At 53.8% G+C, this 16906-nt stretch carries 13 protein-coding genes and 1 pseudogene; 8 read left to right on the top strand and 6 right to left on the bottom strand.

The window, feature by feature from the left end:
• Window positions 1–484 precede the first annotated feature (484 nt).
• From V4U84_RS07940 to V4U84_RS07950, 3 genes are all read right to left on the bottom strand, one after another.
• Window positions 485–2164: an extracellular solute-binding protein gene (locus V4U84_RS07940; protein ID WP_334077016.1), complete on the bottom strand. Its 1680-nt coding sequence runs from the start codon at window positions 2162–2164 to the stop codon at window positions 485–487.
• Between the two features lie 64 nt (window positions 2165–2228).
• A complete protein-coding gene (locus tag V4U84_RS07945; RefSeq protein WP_334077052.1) occupies window positions 2229–3095 on the bottom strand; it encodes a carbohydrate ABC transporter permease in 867 nt (288 codons plus the stop codon).
• A gap of 57 nt (window positions 3096–3152) precedes the next feature.
• Entirely contained in the window at window positions 3153–4118 is a 966-nt protein-coding gene (locus tag V4U84_RS07950) for an ABC transporter permease (RefSeq protein WP_334073654.1), read from the bottom strand.
• 181 nt (window positions 4119–4299) lie between these two features.
• Here V4U84_RS07950 and V4U84_RS07955 point away from each other — a divergent pair, with 181 nt between their 5' ends.
• Together V4U84_RS07955 and V4U84_RS07960 are read left to right on the top strand one after the other, a co-directional pair.
• Window positions 4300–5646, top strand: a complete 1347-nt coding sequence (locus V4U84_RS07955) for an amino acid permease (RefSeq protein WP_334077017.1) — start codon at window positions 4300–4302, stop codon at window positions 5644–5646.
• Between the two features lie 114 nt (window positions 5647–5760).
• Complete coding sequence (locus tag V4U84_RS07960; protein ID WP_334077018.1) at window positions 5761–8031, top strand: poly(ethylene terephthalate) hydrolase family protein; 2271 nt, start codon at window positions 5761–5763, stop codon at window positions 8029–8031.
• Window positions 8032–8721: 690 nt separating this feature from the next.
• Here V4U84_RS07960 and V4U84_RS07965 read toward each other — a convergent pair.
• On the bottom strand, window positions 8722–9279 hold the full coding sequence (locus V4U84_RS07965; RefSeq protein WP_334073651.1) for a GbsR/MarR family transcriptional regulator: 558 nt from the start codon (window positions 9277–9279) through the stop codon (window positions 8722–8724).
• A 372-nt stretch (window positions 9280–9651) separates the two neighbouring features.
• Here V4U84_RS07965 and V4U84_RS07970 point away from each other — a divergent pair, with 372 nt between their 5' ends.
• The 3 genes and pseudogenes from V4U84_RS07970 to V4U84_RS07980 all read left to right on the top strand — a co-directional run bounded on the left by V4U84_RS07970 (window position 9652) and on the right by V4U84_RS07980 (window position 12613).
• On the top strand, window positions 9652–10866 hold the full coding sequence (locus V4U84_RS07970) for a quaternary amine ABC transporter ATP-binding protein (RefSeq protein ID WP_334073650.1): 1215 nt from the start codon (window positions 9652–9654) through the stop codon (window positions 10864–10866).
• Window positions 10859–11681, top strand: a pseudogene (locus V4U84_RS07975) (ABC transporter permease); the annotation flags it as partial. The gene V4U84_RS07970 and the pseudogene V4U84_RS07975, both read left to right, overlap by 8 nt.
• A gap of 14 nt (window positions 11682–11695) precedes the next feature.
• Entirely contained in the window at window positions 11696–12613 is a 918-nt protein-coding gene (locus V4U84_RS07980) for a glycine betaine ABC transporter substrate-binding protein (protein WP_334077020.1), read from the top strand.
• A gap of 147 nt (window positions 12614–12760) precedes the next feature.
• On the opposite strand, the gene V4U84_RS07985 is transcribed toward V4U84_RS07980, so the two are convergent.
• Window positions 12761–13249: a hypothetical protein gene (locus tag V4U84_RS07985; protein ID WP_334073647.1), complete on the bottom strand. Its 489-nt coding sequence runs from the start codon at window positions 13247–13249 to the stop codon at window positions 12761–12763.
• 224 nt (window positions 13250–13473) lie between these two features.
• On the opposite strand from V4U84_RS07985, the gene V4U84_RS07990 reads away from it, so the two are divergent.
• The gene (locus V4U84_RS07990) at window positions 13474–13731 is read left to right on the top strand and encodes a hypothetical protein (RefSeq protein ID WP_334073646.1); all 258 of its coding nucleotides are present in this window, start codon (window positions 13474–13476) and stop codon (window positions 13729–13731) included.
• A gap of 80 nt (window positions 13732–13811) precedes the next feature.
• Here V4U84_RS07990 and V4U84_RS07995 read toward each other — a convergent pair whose 3' ends face one another.
• Window positions 13812–14510: a YceI family protein gene (locus V4U84_RS07995; protein ID WP_334077021.1), complete on the bottom strand. Its 699-nt coding sequence runs from the start codon at window positions 14508–14510 to the stop codon at window positions 13812–13814.
• 184 nt (window positions 14511–14694) lie between these two features.
• Here V4U84_RS07995 and V4U84_RS08000 point away from each other — a divergent pair, with 184 nt between their 5' ends.
• Window positions 14695–15378: a response regulator transcription factor gene (locus V4U84_RS08000; RefSeq protein ID WP_334073644.1), complete on the top strand. Its 684-nt coding sequence runs from the start codon at window positions 14695–14697 to the stop codon at window positions 15376–15378.
• Entirely contained in the window at window positions 15363–16772 is a 1410-nt protein-coding gene (locus V4U84_RS08005; protein ID WP_334073643.1) for a sensor histidine kinase, read from the top strand. The genes V4U84_RS08000 and V4U84_RS08005 overlap by 16 nt, the downstream gene beginning before the upstream one ends.
• Window positions 16773–16906: the final 134 nt, after the last annotated feature.

Raw genomic sequence — 16906 nt, forward strand, 5'->3', positions numbered from 1 at the left:
TCTGATGGGGCAATAGGCGGCGGTGCGGTTTAAGGGTTCTTTTCACACTCTTCACCTACAACTCATTTGGATTAAAGGGAATTCTTCCCGTTAATTTGGTGCGTACGCGGCTTCAGAGGCCAATTTAACTGGAGAACCTCCGGCTAATTCGCCTGAAATTGTGTATATCGGCAATAGGGCCGTGAAATAGATGGAGTTTTTCCAGCTAAATCCGATAGAAGAGCCAAGAGCGGTACATTAACGGGAGATTTTCCTGTTAATGATGTAAACTCCGATATATCCGCAATTCTGGATGCCGGCAACGTATCTCCGAAACTATTTCATACCTTTCCCAACGCAATTCTATTCTTGAATTCAACCTAATATAATACTAAATTCTTCCCTCCGGACAAGAATCCCTTCCTCCCCATGAGATGGAGGTGCTCCGCACCCGCAAAACGCTGAAAAGAGGGTCCCCGAATAATCGGTTTCCCTCGATTCGTTATTAGTTTCCGTTAATCTGCTTCAAGTTTTCCTTCCATCTGACCGCATAGTAATCCAGTACCTTTTGGAACCCGGCCGCCATCGTATCTTCGTGAGCCTTGTCGAGCATCCCCAGCGCTTCCTCGTCCGTCTTCGCGTACAAGGTCTGGGCCCGGACTTTCAGCCAAATGTCATTTGCGCGCTGGAACGAGATCCCCTCTTCGCTGTCCGGCATCGGGAAGAGGTTGATAAATTCCGTGGCGTCACCTTGCGTTTTCCACGTAATCGCATACTGCCAGTATGTTGACCAATTCCGTTCATTTTCCGAGAGGGTCGCTTCATATTTCCCCTTGATATCGTCGACATACACGGTATTGCCCACCCACATTAACGGGTCCATCTTGGTTTGATGCTCCGCGAGCGCCTCTTTCTCCTTCGTATATTTCTCGGTGAATTTCGGCGTCTCCCCGTCGGCTTCCAGACCGTCCCAATATTCGCCTTCCACGCCCCACATCTGCAATCTCATTCCCTCCGGCCCCGTATACCAGTCCAGGAAAGCGAAGATCGCTTCCGGGTTCTTGGCGCTTGTGGTGATGACCGCGGCGTTCCATCCCAGCTTGTTGTAAGTCCCGGGGTAAATTTTGTTCTTATCCAGCCCTTCCTTATGAATCGGCCAAATCATAAAATAACCGCCGTTCGGATCCTTTTTGGTCAATTCCGCATGAGCCTGCATTGCATAGACTGTCGGATTCGTCGACACGTACACGGCGACTTTTCCGTTCATCAGCTTCTCCTGCACCTGGTCGCGCGTCTGCGTCATGGCATCCTGAGTCATCAGTTTTTCGCGGAACAGCTTGGCGGCGTACACCACCGATTCGCGGAACGGCTCATCCTTATAAATCGAAGTCATTTTATCGCCATCCGGAACGGCAAAATAGCGGGTAAAGCTGAAATTGTTCTCTTTGAAGGCGGAATAGATCTGATCCAGACCGTGGCCTTCACTCGCGAGGTCCGTCTCCAACGGAGTAACATCCGGATATTTTTCCTTGACCTTCTTCAAAAAGGCATACAGATCATCCGTCGTTTCCAGCTTCGGTTTCCCCAACTCGTCATAGATTTTCTTGTTGACAACCCAGCCGGCATTCCCATTCGGGCGGTTCGTGTACCAGTTCGGGAACTGATAAATTTTGCCGTCCGGCGAGCGCAGCATGTTCAGCGCCTTGGGGTCCAGCCATTTTTTCAAATTTGGATACTTGTCGATATAGTCATCCAACGGCACGAGCATCCCCGCCTCGCGCAATCGCTCCACCTCCGCCCCGCGCTCGCCCCATATGACATCCGGCAGTTCGCCCGAGGCGATCATCGTATTCATCTTCTGGACGTTATTCCCGCCGTTGGGCACTTCCGTTACCGTCACTTTCTTGTTCTCCTGAATCCAGGCTGTCGCCTTGTCCGCCCCCCATTTCGGCATCGTATACCAGTCGTAATTGCCGAACAGCGTAAATTCAAGCGGTTCCTTGCCCAGTTCGTAGAGGCCGGATTCTGCGGATTTCGGCGCACTTCCTTGATCCGTATTGCCCTCACCGGTTTGGGACGCCCTGTTGTCCGGGGCTTTGCCCGAGCCGCTTGAGCAACCCGCGATCATGACCATCACCGTCAATAGAGCGATCATACCGACAAACCGCTTACTTCTTTTCTTCATTCCCTGTGATCCCCTTTCCCCTCCAAATATATATGTTTAAAGCGGGACGCTCTAAACCCCCTGGCTACTCTTTCAGTGAGCCTACCAGCACGCCTTTGACGAAGTATTTTTGCACAAACGGATACACCAGAACGATCGGGAGCGTAGCCACCATCATCGTCGCCATGGACAACGACTTGCTCGTAATCGTCTTCGCTTTCTGCAGATGGGCCAGCGCGGCGGCATCCATACTGGCCGTTTGCTCGGATACGATATTCGAGGCCAGGATCTGCTTCAGGATCGTCTGGATCGGCAGCAGCTTCTCATCCGAAACGTAGATGCTGGCCAAAAACCATTCGTTCCAATGGCCGACCGCGGTAAACAGCGCCAAAGTCGCAATCACCGGACCGGATAACGGAAGAACGACCCGGAATAGCGTACCCCAGTTGCCGCAGCCGTCGATTTTGGCCGATTCCTCCAGACCCGCCGGCAGTCCTTGAAAAAACGTGCGGAAAATGATCATATTCCAGACGCTGATCAGCGAGGGAATAATATAGACCCAAAACGAGTTCATCAAGCCGAGATCGCGGATCAGCAGGAAGGTCGGAATCAATCCCCCGCCGAAATACATCGTAATGATGCAGATGACCATATAATACTTCCGCCCCATCAGCTCTTTCCGGGACATGCCGTACGAGAAGATCGCGGTAGCCAGAATGGCCGTAACCGTTCCGATGACCGTGCGCAGTACCGAGACGAGAAAACCGCTCATCAGCCTTTCGTCCTGGAAGACCACGCGATAATTCTCCCAGGTAAATTCCCTGGGCCAGAGCGTAATTCCCCCTTTGGAGGTATCCAGGCCTTCGTTTAAGGAAATAACAATAGCGTTTAAGAATGGATACAAGGTCGAAACGGACAGGAGGATGAGAAAAATATAAATGAACGTGACCATAATCCGGTCACCCAGACTATCCCGCACCGATGTTCACCTCCCTGGATGATGTCTTGTTTACCACAGACTGTTGCCGGATTTTCTGGCCACGTAGTTGGCGATCGTCAGCAGACCGACACTGATCACCGCTTTAAACAAACCGACCGCGGTCGCATACGAGTACCGGTAATTGTTGATGCCGACCCGGATGACATACGTATCGAGAACATCGGACACATCTCGCAGCGCCGGATTGACCGCAAGCACCAGAATGTCCTCGAACCCCGCGCTCAGCAGATTGCCGATGGCCAAAATCATAAAGATCGAAACGACCGGCATAATCGATGGAAGCGTTATCAAATAAATTTGACGAAAACGGCTGGCCCCGTCGATCGAAGCGGCTTCATACGTATTGGGATCGACGCCCGCGATGGCCGCCAGGTATACGATCGAGCCGAAGCCGATTTCTTTCCACACGTTGGTCGTGATTAAAATGGACCAGAAATATTCCGGAAGCGACAAAAAGTTGATCGGTTCATCGATCAGATTCAGCCGTTCCAGCAGCATATTGACGCTGCCGTTGTCCGTAGCCAGCATGGACCCGACGATCCCGCCCAGGATGACCCAGGACATGAAATGGGGCAGATACGTAATCGTTTGTACAATCCGCTTGAACACCATCTTGCGGACTTCGTTGAGCATCAGGGCCAACAGGATCGGGGCCGGAAAGCCGATAAAAAACTTCAGCAGGCTTATGATGACCGTGTTCTTCATCACGATCCCGAACTCCGGCGATTGAAAAAAAGTTATGAAATGCTTCATGCCAACCCAGGGGCTGCCCGTAAAACTGCGCCCGATTTTGTAATCCTGAAAGGCGATCAGAATCCCGTACATCGGAATGTAACTGAACACAAAAATAAGAACAAGCGCCGGGATGACCATCAACTGTAAGTCGAGCTGCCTGACGAACCGCAGGAACCCGTTCTTCCGGCGGTCCCGGAGTGATTGGGAATCCATCGGTTTCTTGACGGAAAGCTGTGCCATATGTTGCTCCTTTCCTATCCGCATTTTTCCGGCTAATCTTATTGTAAAGAGGACCGGACGGGAAGACTATCTGAGAGATCAACTAAAAATGATACATATCAATGTAATGATTATTCATTTCCACACGCCCCAAATTGTTGTAATATTATTTTCTATCATCCACGTCGGGAGGCTATCATTTGTGAATTCGCAATCTTCTCCTTTACAGAAAAAATTACGCCCGCGGCATATCAGTTTTATGGCGATGGGCGGCGTCATCGGTACCGGCATCTTCAAAGGGAGTGCCGAGACCGTCAGCGTCGCGGGTCCCGGGGTTGTCATCTCCTATGCCTTGGCGGGGCTGCTGCTGCTGGTCGTCATGGGAGCGATCGCCGAAATGGCCACGGTTTACCCCGGGCTTAATATGAAAGATTTCATCCGGCTTGCCTTCGGCGAACGAATTTCCTTTATCATCGGCTGGCTCTATTGTTTTATGTGGCTTACCGTCTGCGTCATCGAGGTCATCGCAGCCGGAAGCTTCCTGCAGTTCTGGCTGCCGGAGATTCCGCTCTGGCTGCTTAGTCTGGGCTGCGCCGTGCTGATTCTTGCCGTCAATTTGATGAGTGTCGGCGGGCTGGGGGAATTCGAGTTTTGGCTCGCGGGCATCAAAATTGCCATGATTCTTGTTTTTATCGTGCTGGGGGGCTGTATTTTATTCGGCGTTTTGCCCGGGGCGGAAACGCCGGGGCTTTACAATTTCACCGCGCATGGGGGATTCTTTCCGAACGGATGGACGGCGATCTTCTCGGCCCTGCTTGTCGTCATGTTCTCCTATGGCGGCTCCGAACTGATCGGGCTCACCTTGTCGGAAACCCAACAGGCCGAGAAAGTGCTGCCGAAGGTGGTGAAGAGTTTTATTTTAAGAGTCGTATTGTTCTATACGCTGCCCATCCTGATTATTTGCGGACTCATTCCGTGGAACACGCTTAGCGAACAAACGAGCCCGTTCGTTCAGGTGCTTACCTCCGCCGGATTTAAGGGCGCCGCCCATCTGATGAATTTTATTCTGATTACCGCCGTCTTGTCCGCGGCCAATTCCGGCATTTACGGAGCGACGCGGATGCTCCATTCGATGGCGGCAAGCGGGGAAGCTCCGCAAGGCTTAGGGCGTCTGTCCGCCAGAGGGGTGCCCATAAACAGCTTGAAGCTCAGCGGTATCGTTCTGATTATAGGCGCCATGATCGCCTATGCCGCCCAGGAGAACCTGTTCCGGCTCCTGATGGCCGTTCCCGGCTTCGTGGTCTTGTTGGTGTGGATCACGATTTTGCTCGCGCAATGGAAAATGCGTAAAAGCTATCCCGCGGAGCCGGCCTTCAAAGTCTGGGGCTACCCGTTCATCACCTGGATTGCGGTCGTCTGCTTAGCGGTCATTGCCGTTATTTTTCTGTTCGATGCCCAAAACCGCATCAGCATCGGGGTTTGCCTAGCGGTAATGGCCGCGCTGGTGCTCTGCTCCTTCGGGCTCTTCAAGCGAAGCTCGCGTTCCTGAGTCCTCCGGTATTCTCCTGTTTGTTGCCGTGGTATGGCGTGTTACAATTATTGCAGAGCACAATAACGATACCAAACGCCGATCCAACACTTGATCTAAAAACCGGGGGAAACTATGGAACTTCAAGCGCAGACCGAACTTGTCGTACGGCCGCCCAAAAGGCCGCTCCGCCAGACCTTACGCGAACGTATCCGCCAGACCTACCGGTATGACACCGCCTTCTGGCGCATGAGCTTGGCCGGCCCTTGGGGAGCCGGCATGTTCGCGTTTGCCTTGGCGGCGCTGGGCATGCCGACCGGGCTGGGCGCCGCGGTCGACACCTTGAGCTTCGCCGCTGCGGGCACGGCGGCCCTGTTCCTGACGGCTCACTTCGCCGCCTTTTTGCTCGCCTTGACCGGCCTGCCGGTCCCCCGCCTCTTTGCAGGCGCCCTGCTGTTCGATTTAACCGCGATCTTCTTAATCTTCTATCAGGAAGAGCAGGCCTTCGCCATCCCGGCCGTCATATCCGTCATCCTGACCGTAGCGGGAGCCCTGGTCGGACTGCTCGTCGGCTGGTTTGCCGCAGGCAGGGCCCCGCTCCGCCTGAAGGCGGCCATCGCCGGCCTAATGGCGTTGGCCTGCCTCTCGGCCGCCGTCTGGCCGCCGGATCGGGGTGCCGTCCCGGCCGGGATGGCCGAGGTTCAAGCCGATTCCGGCACGCCGCCGCTCACCGTGGCCGACCCTTCCAAGCCCGGCGTATATTCCGTGGACACGTTTACGTATGGGAGCGGGCGGGACATTTGGCAGCCGGAATACGGGAAAGACGTCGGCCTGATTTCGGATTCCGTCGACGCCTCCGCCTATCTCGAGAAGTGGTTACGTCTACGCACACTGTATTGGGGCTTCGATACGGGCGCGCTTCCGCTCAACGGCCGGATATGGATGCCGGAGGGCGAGGGACCTTTCCCGCTGGTGCTGATCGTTCACGGTAACCACCTGATGGAGGACTACTCCGACGACGGCTATGCCTACCTCGGGAACCTGCTGGCCAGCCGGGGATACGTCGCCGTCTCTGTCGACGAAAACTTTCTCAATTATTCCGTCTGGAGCGGAATTCCGGAAAATGATATGAAAGCCCGGGCCTGGCTGCTGCTGAAGCATCTCCAGCAGATCGGCCGGTTTGCCGACCGGGCGGACACGCCGTTATCCGGCAAGTTGGACTTTGAGCGGATCGCCTTGATCGGCCACTCCCGGGGCGGCCAGGCCGCGGCGATGGCCGCCGATGATGAACGGTGGTTTAGCAAGGACACCACACTGGTGGGAATGGACCGCTACCACATTCGCGCTGTGGCCGCGATCGCCCCCACAGATAAAAAAGTCGACGACCTGTACGCCAGACTGGCCGATGTTAGTTACTTGACGCTGCAAGGGGCCCGTGACGGCGACGTCACGGACTTTGACGGCGAGCGGCAGTACGTCCGCACAAGCTTCCCGGGGAGTGGAAATGCCTTCAAAGCTTCGCTGTACATCGCCGATGCGAACCACAGTCAATTCAATACCGGGTGGGGCGGACGCGATGTCAGTTATCCCAAAGGCATTCTTCTTAGCCGGCGCGGAATGCTGACTGCGGAGGAACAGCGGACCATCGCGAAGGTGTACATTTCCGCATTTTTAGAGAGCACGCTGCGGGAGAACGAGGATTATCTGCCCTTGTTCATCGATTACCGGACCGGGCTCTCCTGGCTACCGGAGACGTCCTATTTTAACCGTTATGAAGGCGGGGAAATGGTAACCTGGGCCCGATTTGACGAGGACGCCAACCGGATGACGATTCCGGACGGCGGAACCGCCAGAGGAACGAACCTCCTCTGGAAGGAGGAAGAAGCCAAAAACCGGCGCAATTCCGGCAAAGGAACGCGGGGCATCGTCCTGGAACGAACGGCAGGCGCTCATCCTCAAGCGCAGGTACCGGCTTACAGCTTGAACTGGGAAGAATCCGCCCCTTCCCCGGAGAACGGGCCGATCGAAATGTTGTCGTTTTCTTTGTCGAACCGGAGCTACGAGCTCGATATGAAGGAAGATCGATCGCCCCGGGAAGAGCTTGACATCGAAGTGGAGCTGGAGTCCGGCAACGGGGAAACGGCCCGCGTCCCGCTGTCCGCGTTCATGCCGCTGCCGCGCTTGCCCGAAACGAGCTACACGCTTCATCCCTGGCTCGACCGGCACCTGTCCGAAGGAAAATATAAAGATCCGATCGAAGCCGTCTTCCAGACGTATCGGCTGCCGATCGCCGCTTTTACCGCCGCGAACGCGGAGTTCGACCCCGGCTCGGGCATCCGGCGGCTTACTTTTCGCCTGACCGGCGGCCCGGGCCGTGTGATGCTCGACGACATCGGAGCATATTGAAGTCAGGGCTGCCGGGGGCGCTGGCGGCCAAATAAGAACTGGAAATTCTCCTGCGTGCAGGTACATAAGGGCGTTATGCGGCGCTATTTTGTCGAATTCGGCTAAGCGGTGTGAGATAGCGGCTTTTTGGGGTCCTATTGTTGGGAAAAGCGGGCTAATCCTGATTTTGGGGCCCAAGGCAGGACAATATGGCCCTTTTTGACCGCACAAGGCCCTTATCCACCCGCCCGGCTTCAAAGGGAGGCTTTTACAGCCATTAGCCCCCTCGGGTTAATGCAAGTCTAACGGCTGTAGCAGCCGCTATTTAACGAAAAGTAGTCCTTTCGAAAATCTAGCGGTCGTGAGCGCCGTTATTTCCCTGGATTCTCGCCCAAACAGCCTGTTTATACGAAAATAAGCGCCGTGGCGGCCGTTAGAATGGGACGTCGGCGTTTTCAGGGCAAATAACGGCTGTGGCAACCGTTAGCGTAATTTTCGTCTTCGCGCCGGATCCAACTCCACACCGAGGCGACAAGTTTCAAAATAAGCAGCATCCTGTCAGGTTTGATGCAGCTTCAGTGCCTTTTTGGCCGCTATTTTCCCCCAAAGCCGAATCAGGCGAAAGTAGCGCCCCAATAGGCCGCTAATGCCACGAGAGCTGCGCAAAAAGAGGGCGTCCCCCGTCAAAAAGACTCGGGACGCCCTCTTTTTCTACATATCCTTGGGGACCAGCTTGTAAATTTCGCCGCTCTCCATCACATCGATCAGCCTGTCCAGCCATTCGTAATATTTAACGGCCTCCCCCATCCTCTGCCGGTCCTGTTCCAGAATCGAACGGAAAGGTTCCTCCGGACCGTTTTCCGCGGACAAGGATCTTTGGATTTCATCCATGGCCCTTTTCAGTACGAGGAGATTCGTTTCCACCGCTTTTCTCCATTTAATTGCAAAAAAGTCGGTAAAGGTCTGATACCAATCGTATTCCACCTCATACAGGTCTTTGCGCGACCCCTTCTCCCAAACTTTATTCACCATTTTCAAGTCGAGCAGCGTACGTACGCCCGTACTCATGCTCGTCTTGCTCATTTTCATCTCCATCCCCATCTCATCCAGCGTCATCGGTTTGTCGGCAAAAAAAAGCAGCCCGTACAAATGGCCCGTTGACAGAGAGATTCCATATAAGTCCATATTTCGTCCAATCGCTTCTATAACACGTTTACGCACTTTTTGTAACTCGGCTTGTTGTTCCGTTGTGAGCTGGTCCAAGCTCATGTGTGCGACCTCCATTCATTTTGCTATGCGTTTCATCTGAAAATTGATATGAATTGAATTTATTACGAGTGAATTCTCGGAGTTCCGCGTAAACCGCGGCTTGATAAATTCAAGCGCACGAATGCTTATTCTATCTTAAGAAAAGGAAGTTCAAAAGTAAAGAATCGGACTGCACAGCATTTGGGAGGAATACGGAGGATACGGAAGAAACCTTTTGTTCAGTTTTTTCTGTACGTTCTTTACGTACGGTTTTGAGCTTTGATTAAAAGCTTGCCATTTTGCTAAACTAGGTTACATGATCGTCACGGCACCGATAGTTCAAGCCGTGATGCTATAGAGAAATGAAGTATCGTCCACAAAAGGGGTGAATGTATGGTTAAAGAAATTCTGAAAGTCAACCAATTAACCAAGCTGTTCGGACCCGGAGCCGATCAAGGTGTCGAGCTGCTCAAGAAAGGCTATACCAAAGAGCGGTTAGCCAAGGAGAAAAGTATCATGGTCGGGGTGAACCGCGTAAGTCTGAGCATTCAAGAAGGCGAGATTTTTGTTATCATGGGCCTCTCCGGCAGCGGCAAGTCTACACTGGTTCGTATGTTAAACCGGCTGATCGAGCCGACTTCCGGTGAGGTACTGGTTCATGACAAGGATTTAAGAAAAATGAACAAAGCGCAGCTGCGGGAAGTGCGCCGTAAAACGATCAGCATGGTGTTTCAAAAGTTCGGGCTGTTTCCGCACCGGACCGTACTGGAAAATGTCGAATACGGGCTGAAGGTCCAAAAGGTACCGAAGGCGGAACGCCGCGAAAAAGCGCTTCGTGCCCTGGAACTCGTAGGGCTTCAAAGCTGGGAAAGCGTCATGCCGGATCAGCTTAGCGGCGGGATGCAGCAGCGGGTCGGCCTGGCGCGCGCCTTGGCCAATGATCCCGAAATTCTGCTGATGGATGAGGCGTTCAGCGCTCTCGACCCGTTAATCCGGCGCGATATGCAGGATGAACTGCTTGAGCTGCAGGAAAAAATGAAAAAAACAATCGTCTTCATCACGCATGATCTTGACGAAGCGCTGCGCATCGGCGACCGCATCGCCTTGATGAAGGACGGGGAGCTTGTTCAGATCGGGACGCCGGAGGAAATGCTGACGCAACCGGCCGACCGTTATGTCGAACGCTTTATCGAGGATGTCGACCTGTCCAAGGTGCTGACCGCCTCGCATGTCATGCGCCGTCCCGAGACCGTCACACTGGACCGCGGTCCGCGGGTTGCGCTGCAACTGATGCGGGAACGGGGGATTTCCAACCTGTTCGTCATCGACCGGGCCAAACGTCTGCTCGGGGTTATTACGGCGGAGGACGCTTCGCAAATTCATAAGGCCGGCGGGACATTGAGCGACATTTTGATCAAGGACGGACCTCGGGTTTCGCCGGATACCCTGCTCAACGAACTGTTTGAGGTCACGAGCTCCGCGAAGGTTCCCCTCGCGGTTGTGGATGGCCAGGACCGGCTTCTCGGTGTCATTGTCCGCGGTGCCGTGCTCGGCGCGCTCGCCGGTGAAGTCGAAAATAAGGAGGTGAGCGGACATGAACATGCCTAAACTGCCGCTCGCGGATTGGATTGAAATGTTGGTCGACTGGATGGCCGATCATCTCGGCGGCTTGTTCGACGGTATTTCGGGTGTTATTGAGGGAATCGTAGGCTTTTTCTCGGGGTTGTTCCTGCTCCCCCATCCGCTTCTGTTTATCGCTATCCTCGGCGTACTGGCATTTTTGATCGGCAAATGGAGGTTGACGCTGTTTACGGTAATCGGCTTCCTGCTGATCGAAAATCTCGGGTATTGGCAGGAAACGATGAATACGTTGGGACTGGTTATTACGTCGGGACTTATCTCGATCGTCTTCGGGATTCCCATCGGGATCTGGAGCGCCTACAGCAAAATGGCGCACCGCATCATTTCCCCTTTGCTTGATTTCATGCAAACCATGCCTGCGTTCGTATACCTGCTGCCGGCGGTCACTTTCTTCAGTCTCGGCGTCGTACCGGGGGTTATCGCCTCCGTCATCTTTGCGATTCCGCCGACGATTCGTCTGACTTACCTTGGAATCAAGCAGGTTTCCGGCGAACTGTCCGAGGCGGCGGATGCCTTTGGCTCGACCTCCTGGCAAAAGCTTGTTCAGGTGGAACTGCCGCTGGCGATGCCGACCATGATGGCCGGGGTGAACCAGACGATTATGCTGTCCCTGTCGATGGTCGTCATCGCTTCCATGATCGGGGCACAAGGGATCGGTGCAACGGTGTACCGGGCCGTCACCCAGCTGAAGATCGGGCAAGGCTTCGAGGCCGGCCTGGCTGTGGTCGTACTGGCGATTGTGCTGGACCGGTTTACACAGAATCTTTTTAAATCGAGCAAAAGGAGAGGATAAAGGATGAAGAAAACGAAGAAGCTATGGGTAATGGGAGGCCTCGTCGGTATGCTGGCGTTGACCGCTTGCGGTTCCAACTCCGCCTCCGGCGGCGGTGACGGCAAATCCGGCGCGGGCGCGGCAACCGGCTCCATCGGTGCGCAAGTGAAACATGAAATTATCGGCATCGATCCGGGGGCCGGCATTATGAAGGCAACCGCCGACGCGCTGGAGCAATATGAACTGAAGGACTGGAACTTAATTGAAGGTTCGGGGGCCGCGATGACGGCCATGCTCGACAAAGCCGTAAAAAAACAAGAGCCGATCATCATCACCGGCTGGACGCCGCACTGGATGTTTTCCAAGTATGATCTGAAATACCTGGAAGACCCTAAAAAGGCGTATGGCGAAGCGGAAGAGATTCATACGATCGTACGTAAAGGATTGAAAGAAGACCATCCGGTCGCCTACGAATTTCTGGACCGGTTTGAGTGGAGTTCCGATGAGATGGGCGAAATCATGACGGCCATCCAGGACGGCTCGGACCCAGCGGAAGCCGCCAAAGCTTGGGCGGACAGCCACAGCGACCGCGTGGACGCCTGGACGAAGGATTTGCAGCCGGTCAGCGGCGACAAATTCAAGCTGAGTTATGTCGCTTGGGATTCGGAAATCGCCAGCACGCATCTGCTGGAATATATCATGGAGAGCAAGCTCGGCTATGACGTCACCGCGCTTCAGGTCGAAGCGGGCCCGATGTGGACAGGCGTGGCGAGCGGAGACGTCGACGCTTCCGCAGCCGCTTGGCTTCCGCTCACGCATGCCGATTACTGGGCGGAATTCGGCGACAAGCTGGAAGACCTCGGCCCTAACATGACCGGCGTAAAAACCGGCCTGGTCGTCCCGTCCTATGTCGATGTGAAATCGATCGAGGATTTGAAATAGCCTTCAGATTACAATAACAAGAAGAAACCATCCCTCTGGCTGGGATGGTTTCTTTGTTTCATCTATATCAATTAAAAAGAGGGAGTACAATTAATATAACAACCCTTCCTTAAACAAACCTTACGGAAACCTGAAAATCAGATTAATTTAATTTAAAGCCTCGGCCGGAAAAAGCACAAGTTCGTCCCTTTCGGCCAGAAGCCGCTCGATAAACTCGCTCTGCCCTTCTTCACATTCTATAAACAAGACAAACCCGCCTTTTAACAGACTGCGCTCCATTTCCCGCGCATCCTCCAAAGGAATTCCCGCTCCCCTCAATCCGACGACAAAGTCATCGCTTCCCTGTCCGATCTCCGCTCCGGCGAGCAAATAGGAGGCTGGCCCGATCACGGCCACGTTGACCGGCTTCTCTTCCAATATGGCGGCAACTTCAAGCAGCGGATGAAACAGCGCGTGATTTCCATCCCCTCGTTTGGGCTTGGGTAATCCGGTATCCCTGCTGATGATACCCAGTTCCTCTTCCGTTCTTGCCGCTACGGAAATCCGTCCTTTTTTGATGCCGGCCCGTTTCAACTCCTCGATCACCATTGCCGCATCCTGCCTTGTGTGTGTAATCGCGGCCACCAATTTTGCCATGATATCTCCTCCCTGTTGTCGTCCTCTCTCCTGAACGCCTCATTATTTCCATACCCGTTTTTGTCGAAAAAATCTCTAAAAAAACCCATAAACCGATACCCGAATCAATAAAATTTGATATAAGAGCACATTTTCCCCTTTGAACCCATTTCCCCTTCCGGCAAACGCCGTGTCCATACGATCAAACCGCACATAGTTTATAAAAAAGGAGGAGGAATGCCCAAGTGGAAGCCTATTATAACTGTTTGCGCTTGAAAAACCGCAAGGTGCGGATTCTGACGACAGACAGACGACATGTTGTAGGAACGATCGTCGATGTGGATCCCCAAAATGTCTATATACGTCCCGAACGCGGGGGGCCTGTTCAAACGTCCGCTTTTTACCCGGGGTTCGGTCCCGGGCCTTATGGAGGAGCCGGCTGGTACGGAAACGATATCCTCACGCTCAGCCTGTTTACGCTCTTGGCTATTGCTCTCATTTAATTCCGCATTTTGAAAAAAAACAGGGATGAACCTCCTCGGATTCATCCCTGCCTTATTTTATCACCGTATGATTGATTCCCTTAGCGTTCGAGCACCAGTTCGAGACGAACCGAAATGTCGTTCTCCGTTTCCAGGACGACGGAGTGTGGATTCTTCATGCCGAAGTCGGCAAAAGTCACGGTCGTGACGCCCGACAGTCTCACCTGTTTGTCCTGATAGAGCGCCTGTGCCTTAAAGGTAACCTCCTTATCGACCCCTTTTACGGTCAAAACCCCCGGCATATTGAAGTCGTAAACCGTTCCTTCCTTCCATTCCGCAGGCAGCCCTTCAAAAGAGGAAGCGACAAATTTGGCCTGCGGATGCTCAGGCACGTTAAAAAACTCCTCATTCTGAATATGCCCGTCCCGCTGGGCGTTCCCCGAGCTGACTTTGCTCATCTCCACGATTCCCTCGGCCTTCATCTTTTCGCGTTGATCCAATTGAATGGTCCAGTTGCCGCTAACCGCCGCGTTCTCAAAGTTGACGGTTTCCCTTGAGGTGGTTACGGAGAAATAAACTTTGGAAGGCTCGGCAATTTTCCAGTCGCCGTTTAACTGCTCGCCGTTTACAATGGCTTGAACAGCACTCCCCCCATTTGCCGCCGCGGCGCTTGCCGGAATAGCCTCAGTGATCTCCACACGATTTCCCAGGTAATTATCCATAAATGCATAACCGCCGGCGCCGGCCAGCAGGACCACGGCCGCTCCCGTTATCATCCAGTTTCTAGTTTTTTTGTTCATTTCTCGGGTTACCTCCTATCTCATTTACAGTTAATCTATCATTCGAATATGTCGAGATGATGTCAAAGTCTCTTTTTCTGAAAAACTTTCTATTTTTTACTCTAAGGCGGGGGAAAGGCTTGCAGCTGTGCCGCGGATATGATAAAGATTTAGAAAAAGCGATCTGCCGAAAGAGGAGAACTTCGTGAAAACGATATTAATTATCGAGGACGAGGAAGCCATTTCCCGCGTTCTCGCCGCTTATATCAAAAAAGCCGGACACCGTCCGATCCGGGCGGCAAACGGCCGGGATGCGATCATACAATTTGAGAGCGAGTCCCCGGATCTTGTTCTGCTTGACCTGATGCTCCCGGATGGGGACGGGATGGACTTGCTGGGGGAAATCCGCAAAACGAGCGCCTGCCCGGTCATCATGTTGACGGCCCGCGACGGGATCTCCGACAGGCTGGCGGGGCTGAACGGCGGGGCTGACGACTATATGATCAAACCCTTCGTTCCCGACGAAGTCATCGCCCGCATCAACGCCGTGCTCCGCAGGCCTCCCCACTGGCATGACGGCAGCAGCAAACGGATTTACGGGAACCTGCTGATCGATCTCGCCGCCAAGCAGGTATTGGTCAACGGTGCCGAGGTTGCTTTGAATCCCCGTGAACTGGCGCTGCTGCTGTTTTTGGCGGGATGGCCCAACCGGACTTTTACGCGTGAACAGCTCATCGAACAGGTTTGGGGAATCGATTATGACGGCAGCGACCGGGCGGTCGACCTGTCCATTAAACGTCTGCGTCAGGCGCTGTCGCATTGGTCGCTGGAAGAAGGGGAAATCCGTACGCTGCGGGGAATGGGGTATCAGTTATGGATCAAGGAGTGAAACGCAAACAAACCTCCATGTTGTGGTATTGGACGGTCCGGTATTTCGTCATTCTATGCCTTGGACTGGCGATTATCGCGCTCGCTGCCGTGTACTGGATTCGGGAAACGGCCATGGACAACCGCCTGAAGACGACGGGCCTGCTCGGGCAGGAAATTTCGGAACGGGTTACCTCTTCCACGGACGAACTCGTCATTCCGCCGAATTTTGAGCAACTGCTGAAGAGCCGGTTTGTCTATTTCAATCTGGACAAGGATGAGCTCTGCCTGATTATTACCGATAAAAAAGGAGAACTCGTATTTTCCAAACCCAAAATCAGCGGTCAACAGCTCAAACACAAACTTACCGACGATCTGTCGCAGGCCCGTGATGATCGGTTTTTGGCCGTCACGACGCCGATTATGAACGGGAAACAGCAGCAAGGTCAGGTCACCCTGCTACAATCCAAACGCTCGCTGACCTATAGTCCGAATGAAATTATCTTAGTCGCCGTATTGCTTTTAACGCTCATCTTATGCGGCTGGATTACGATCTATTCTTTATCCCGCAAGCTGTCCCATCCGATTCGCCGCGTGGCGCGGAGCGCCAGGCAGATTGCGGCGGGGTCCTATGATGTCGATCTGGATATCGCCACCCCGGAACGGGAGCTTCAGGATCTGGTTGGCTCCTTCAAAGACATGGCCCACCGCCTTAAGCAGTTGGAAGAATGGCGGGCCTTGTCGCTAGCCGGAGTGTCCCACGAGCTGAAAACCCCCGTTACCTCGATTAAAGGCCTGCTTTTGGCGGTGCGTGAAGGGGTGGTCAATCCGGAGGAGGCTGAAGAGTTCCTCGATATCGCACTGAAGGAATCGGAGCGCATGGAAGTGATGGTGGCCGACCTGCTTAATTATAATGCCCTGTCTTCAGGCAGTCTGGAGGTACGGAACGATTCGCTGGATGTGAAAGTACTCGTTGAGGAAATCGCCTACCAGTGGAATTTGTTCCATGAGAACGAGAACATCATCATCACCGTGGAGGCTCCGGAGGAGGAGCTGCTCACGGGCGGGGACGCCTTGCGGATTCAGCAAATCGTGGTGAATCTGCTGAATAATGCGCTGCAGGCGGCATCCGACAAGCGACCGCTCCTGATCCGTATCTCGCTCATCTCCCATGAGGGATATATCGATATCGCGGTGAGTGACAACGGAAGCGGCATTGCGGAGGACGAACAGCCGCATATCTTTGAACGCTTCTACCGTGGTGAGGCCAAGAAGCGCAAGGTGCGCGGCCTGGGTCTCGGCTTGACCTACAGCCGTCTGCTGGCCCGCGCCCAAGGCGGCGAACTCAGGCTGGACAGCAGCTCGCAGGCGGGCAGCACCTTTATTTTGGAACTGCGCAGGCAGGTTGCCGCTTGATTTTCTATGGCCAAAATCGTTAAATCGAGCAATTGCACTTGGTACGATTAAAGAAAAAACCGGCCTTTCCGGCGAACCGGAAGGTCGGTTTTTCAATGGATCGCTTTAAAATGACTAATCGGCGTAGGCCTTGG

The sequence above is a fragment of the Paenibacillus sanfengchensis genome, from assembly GCF_036864765.1.
In the GTDB taxonomy this organism is placed as follows: Bacteria; Bacillota; Bacilli; order Paenibacillales; family Paenibacillaceae; genus Fontibacillus; species Fontibacillus sanfengchensis.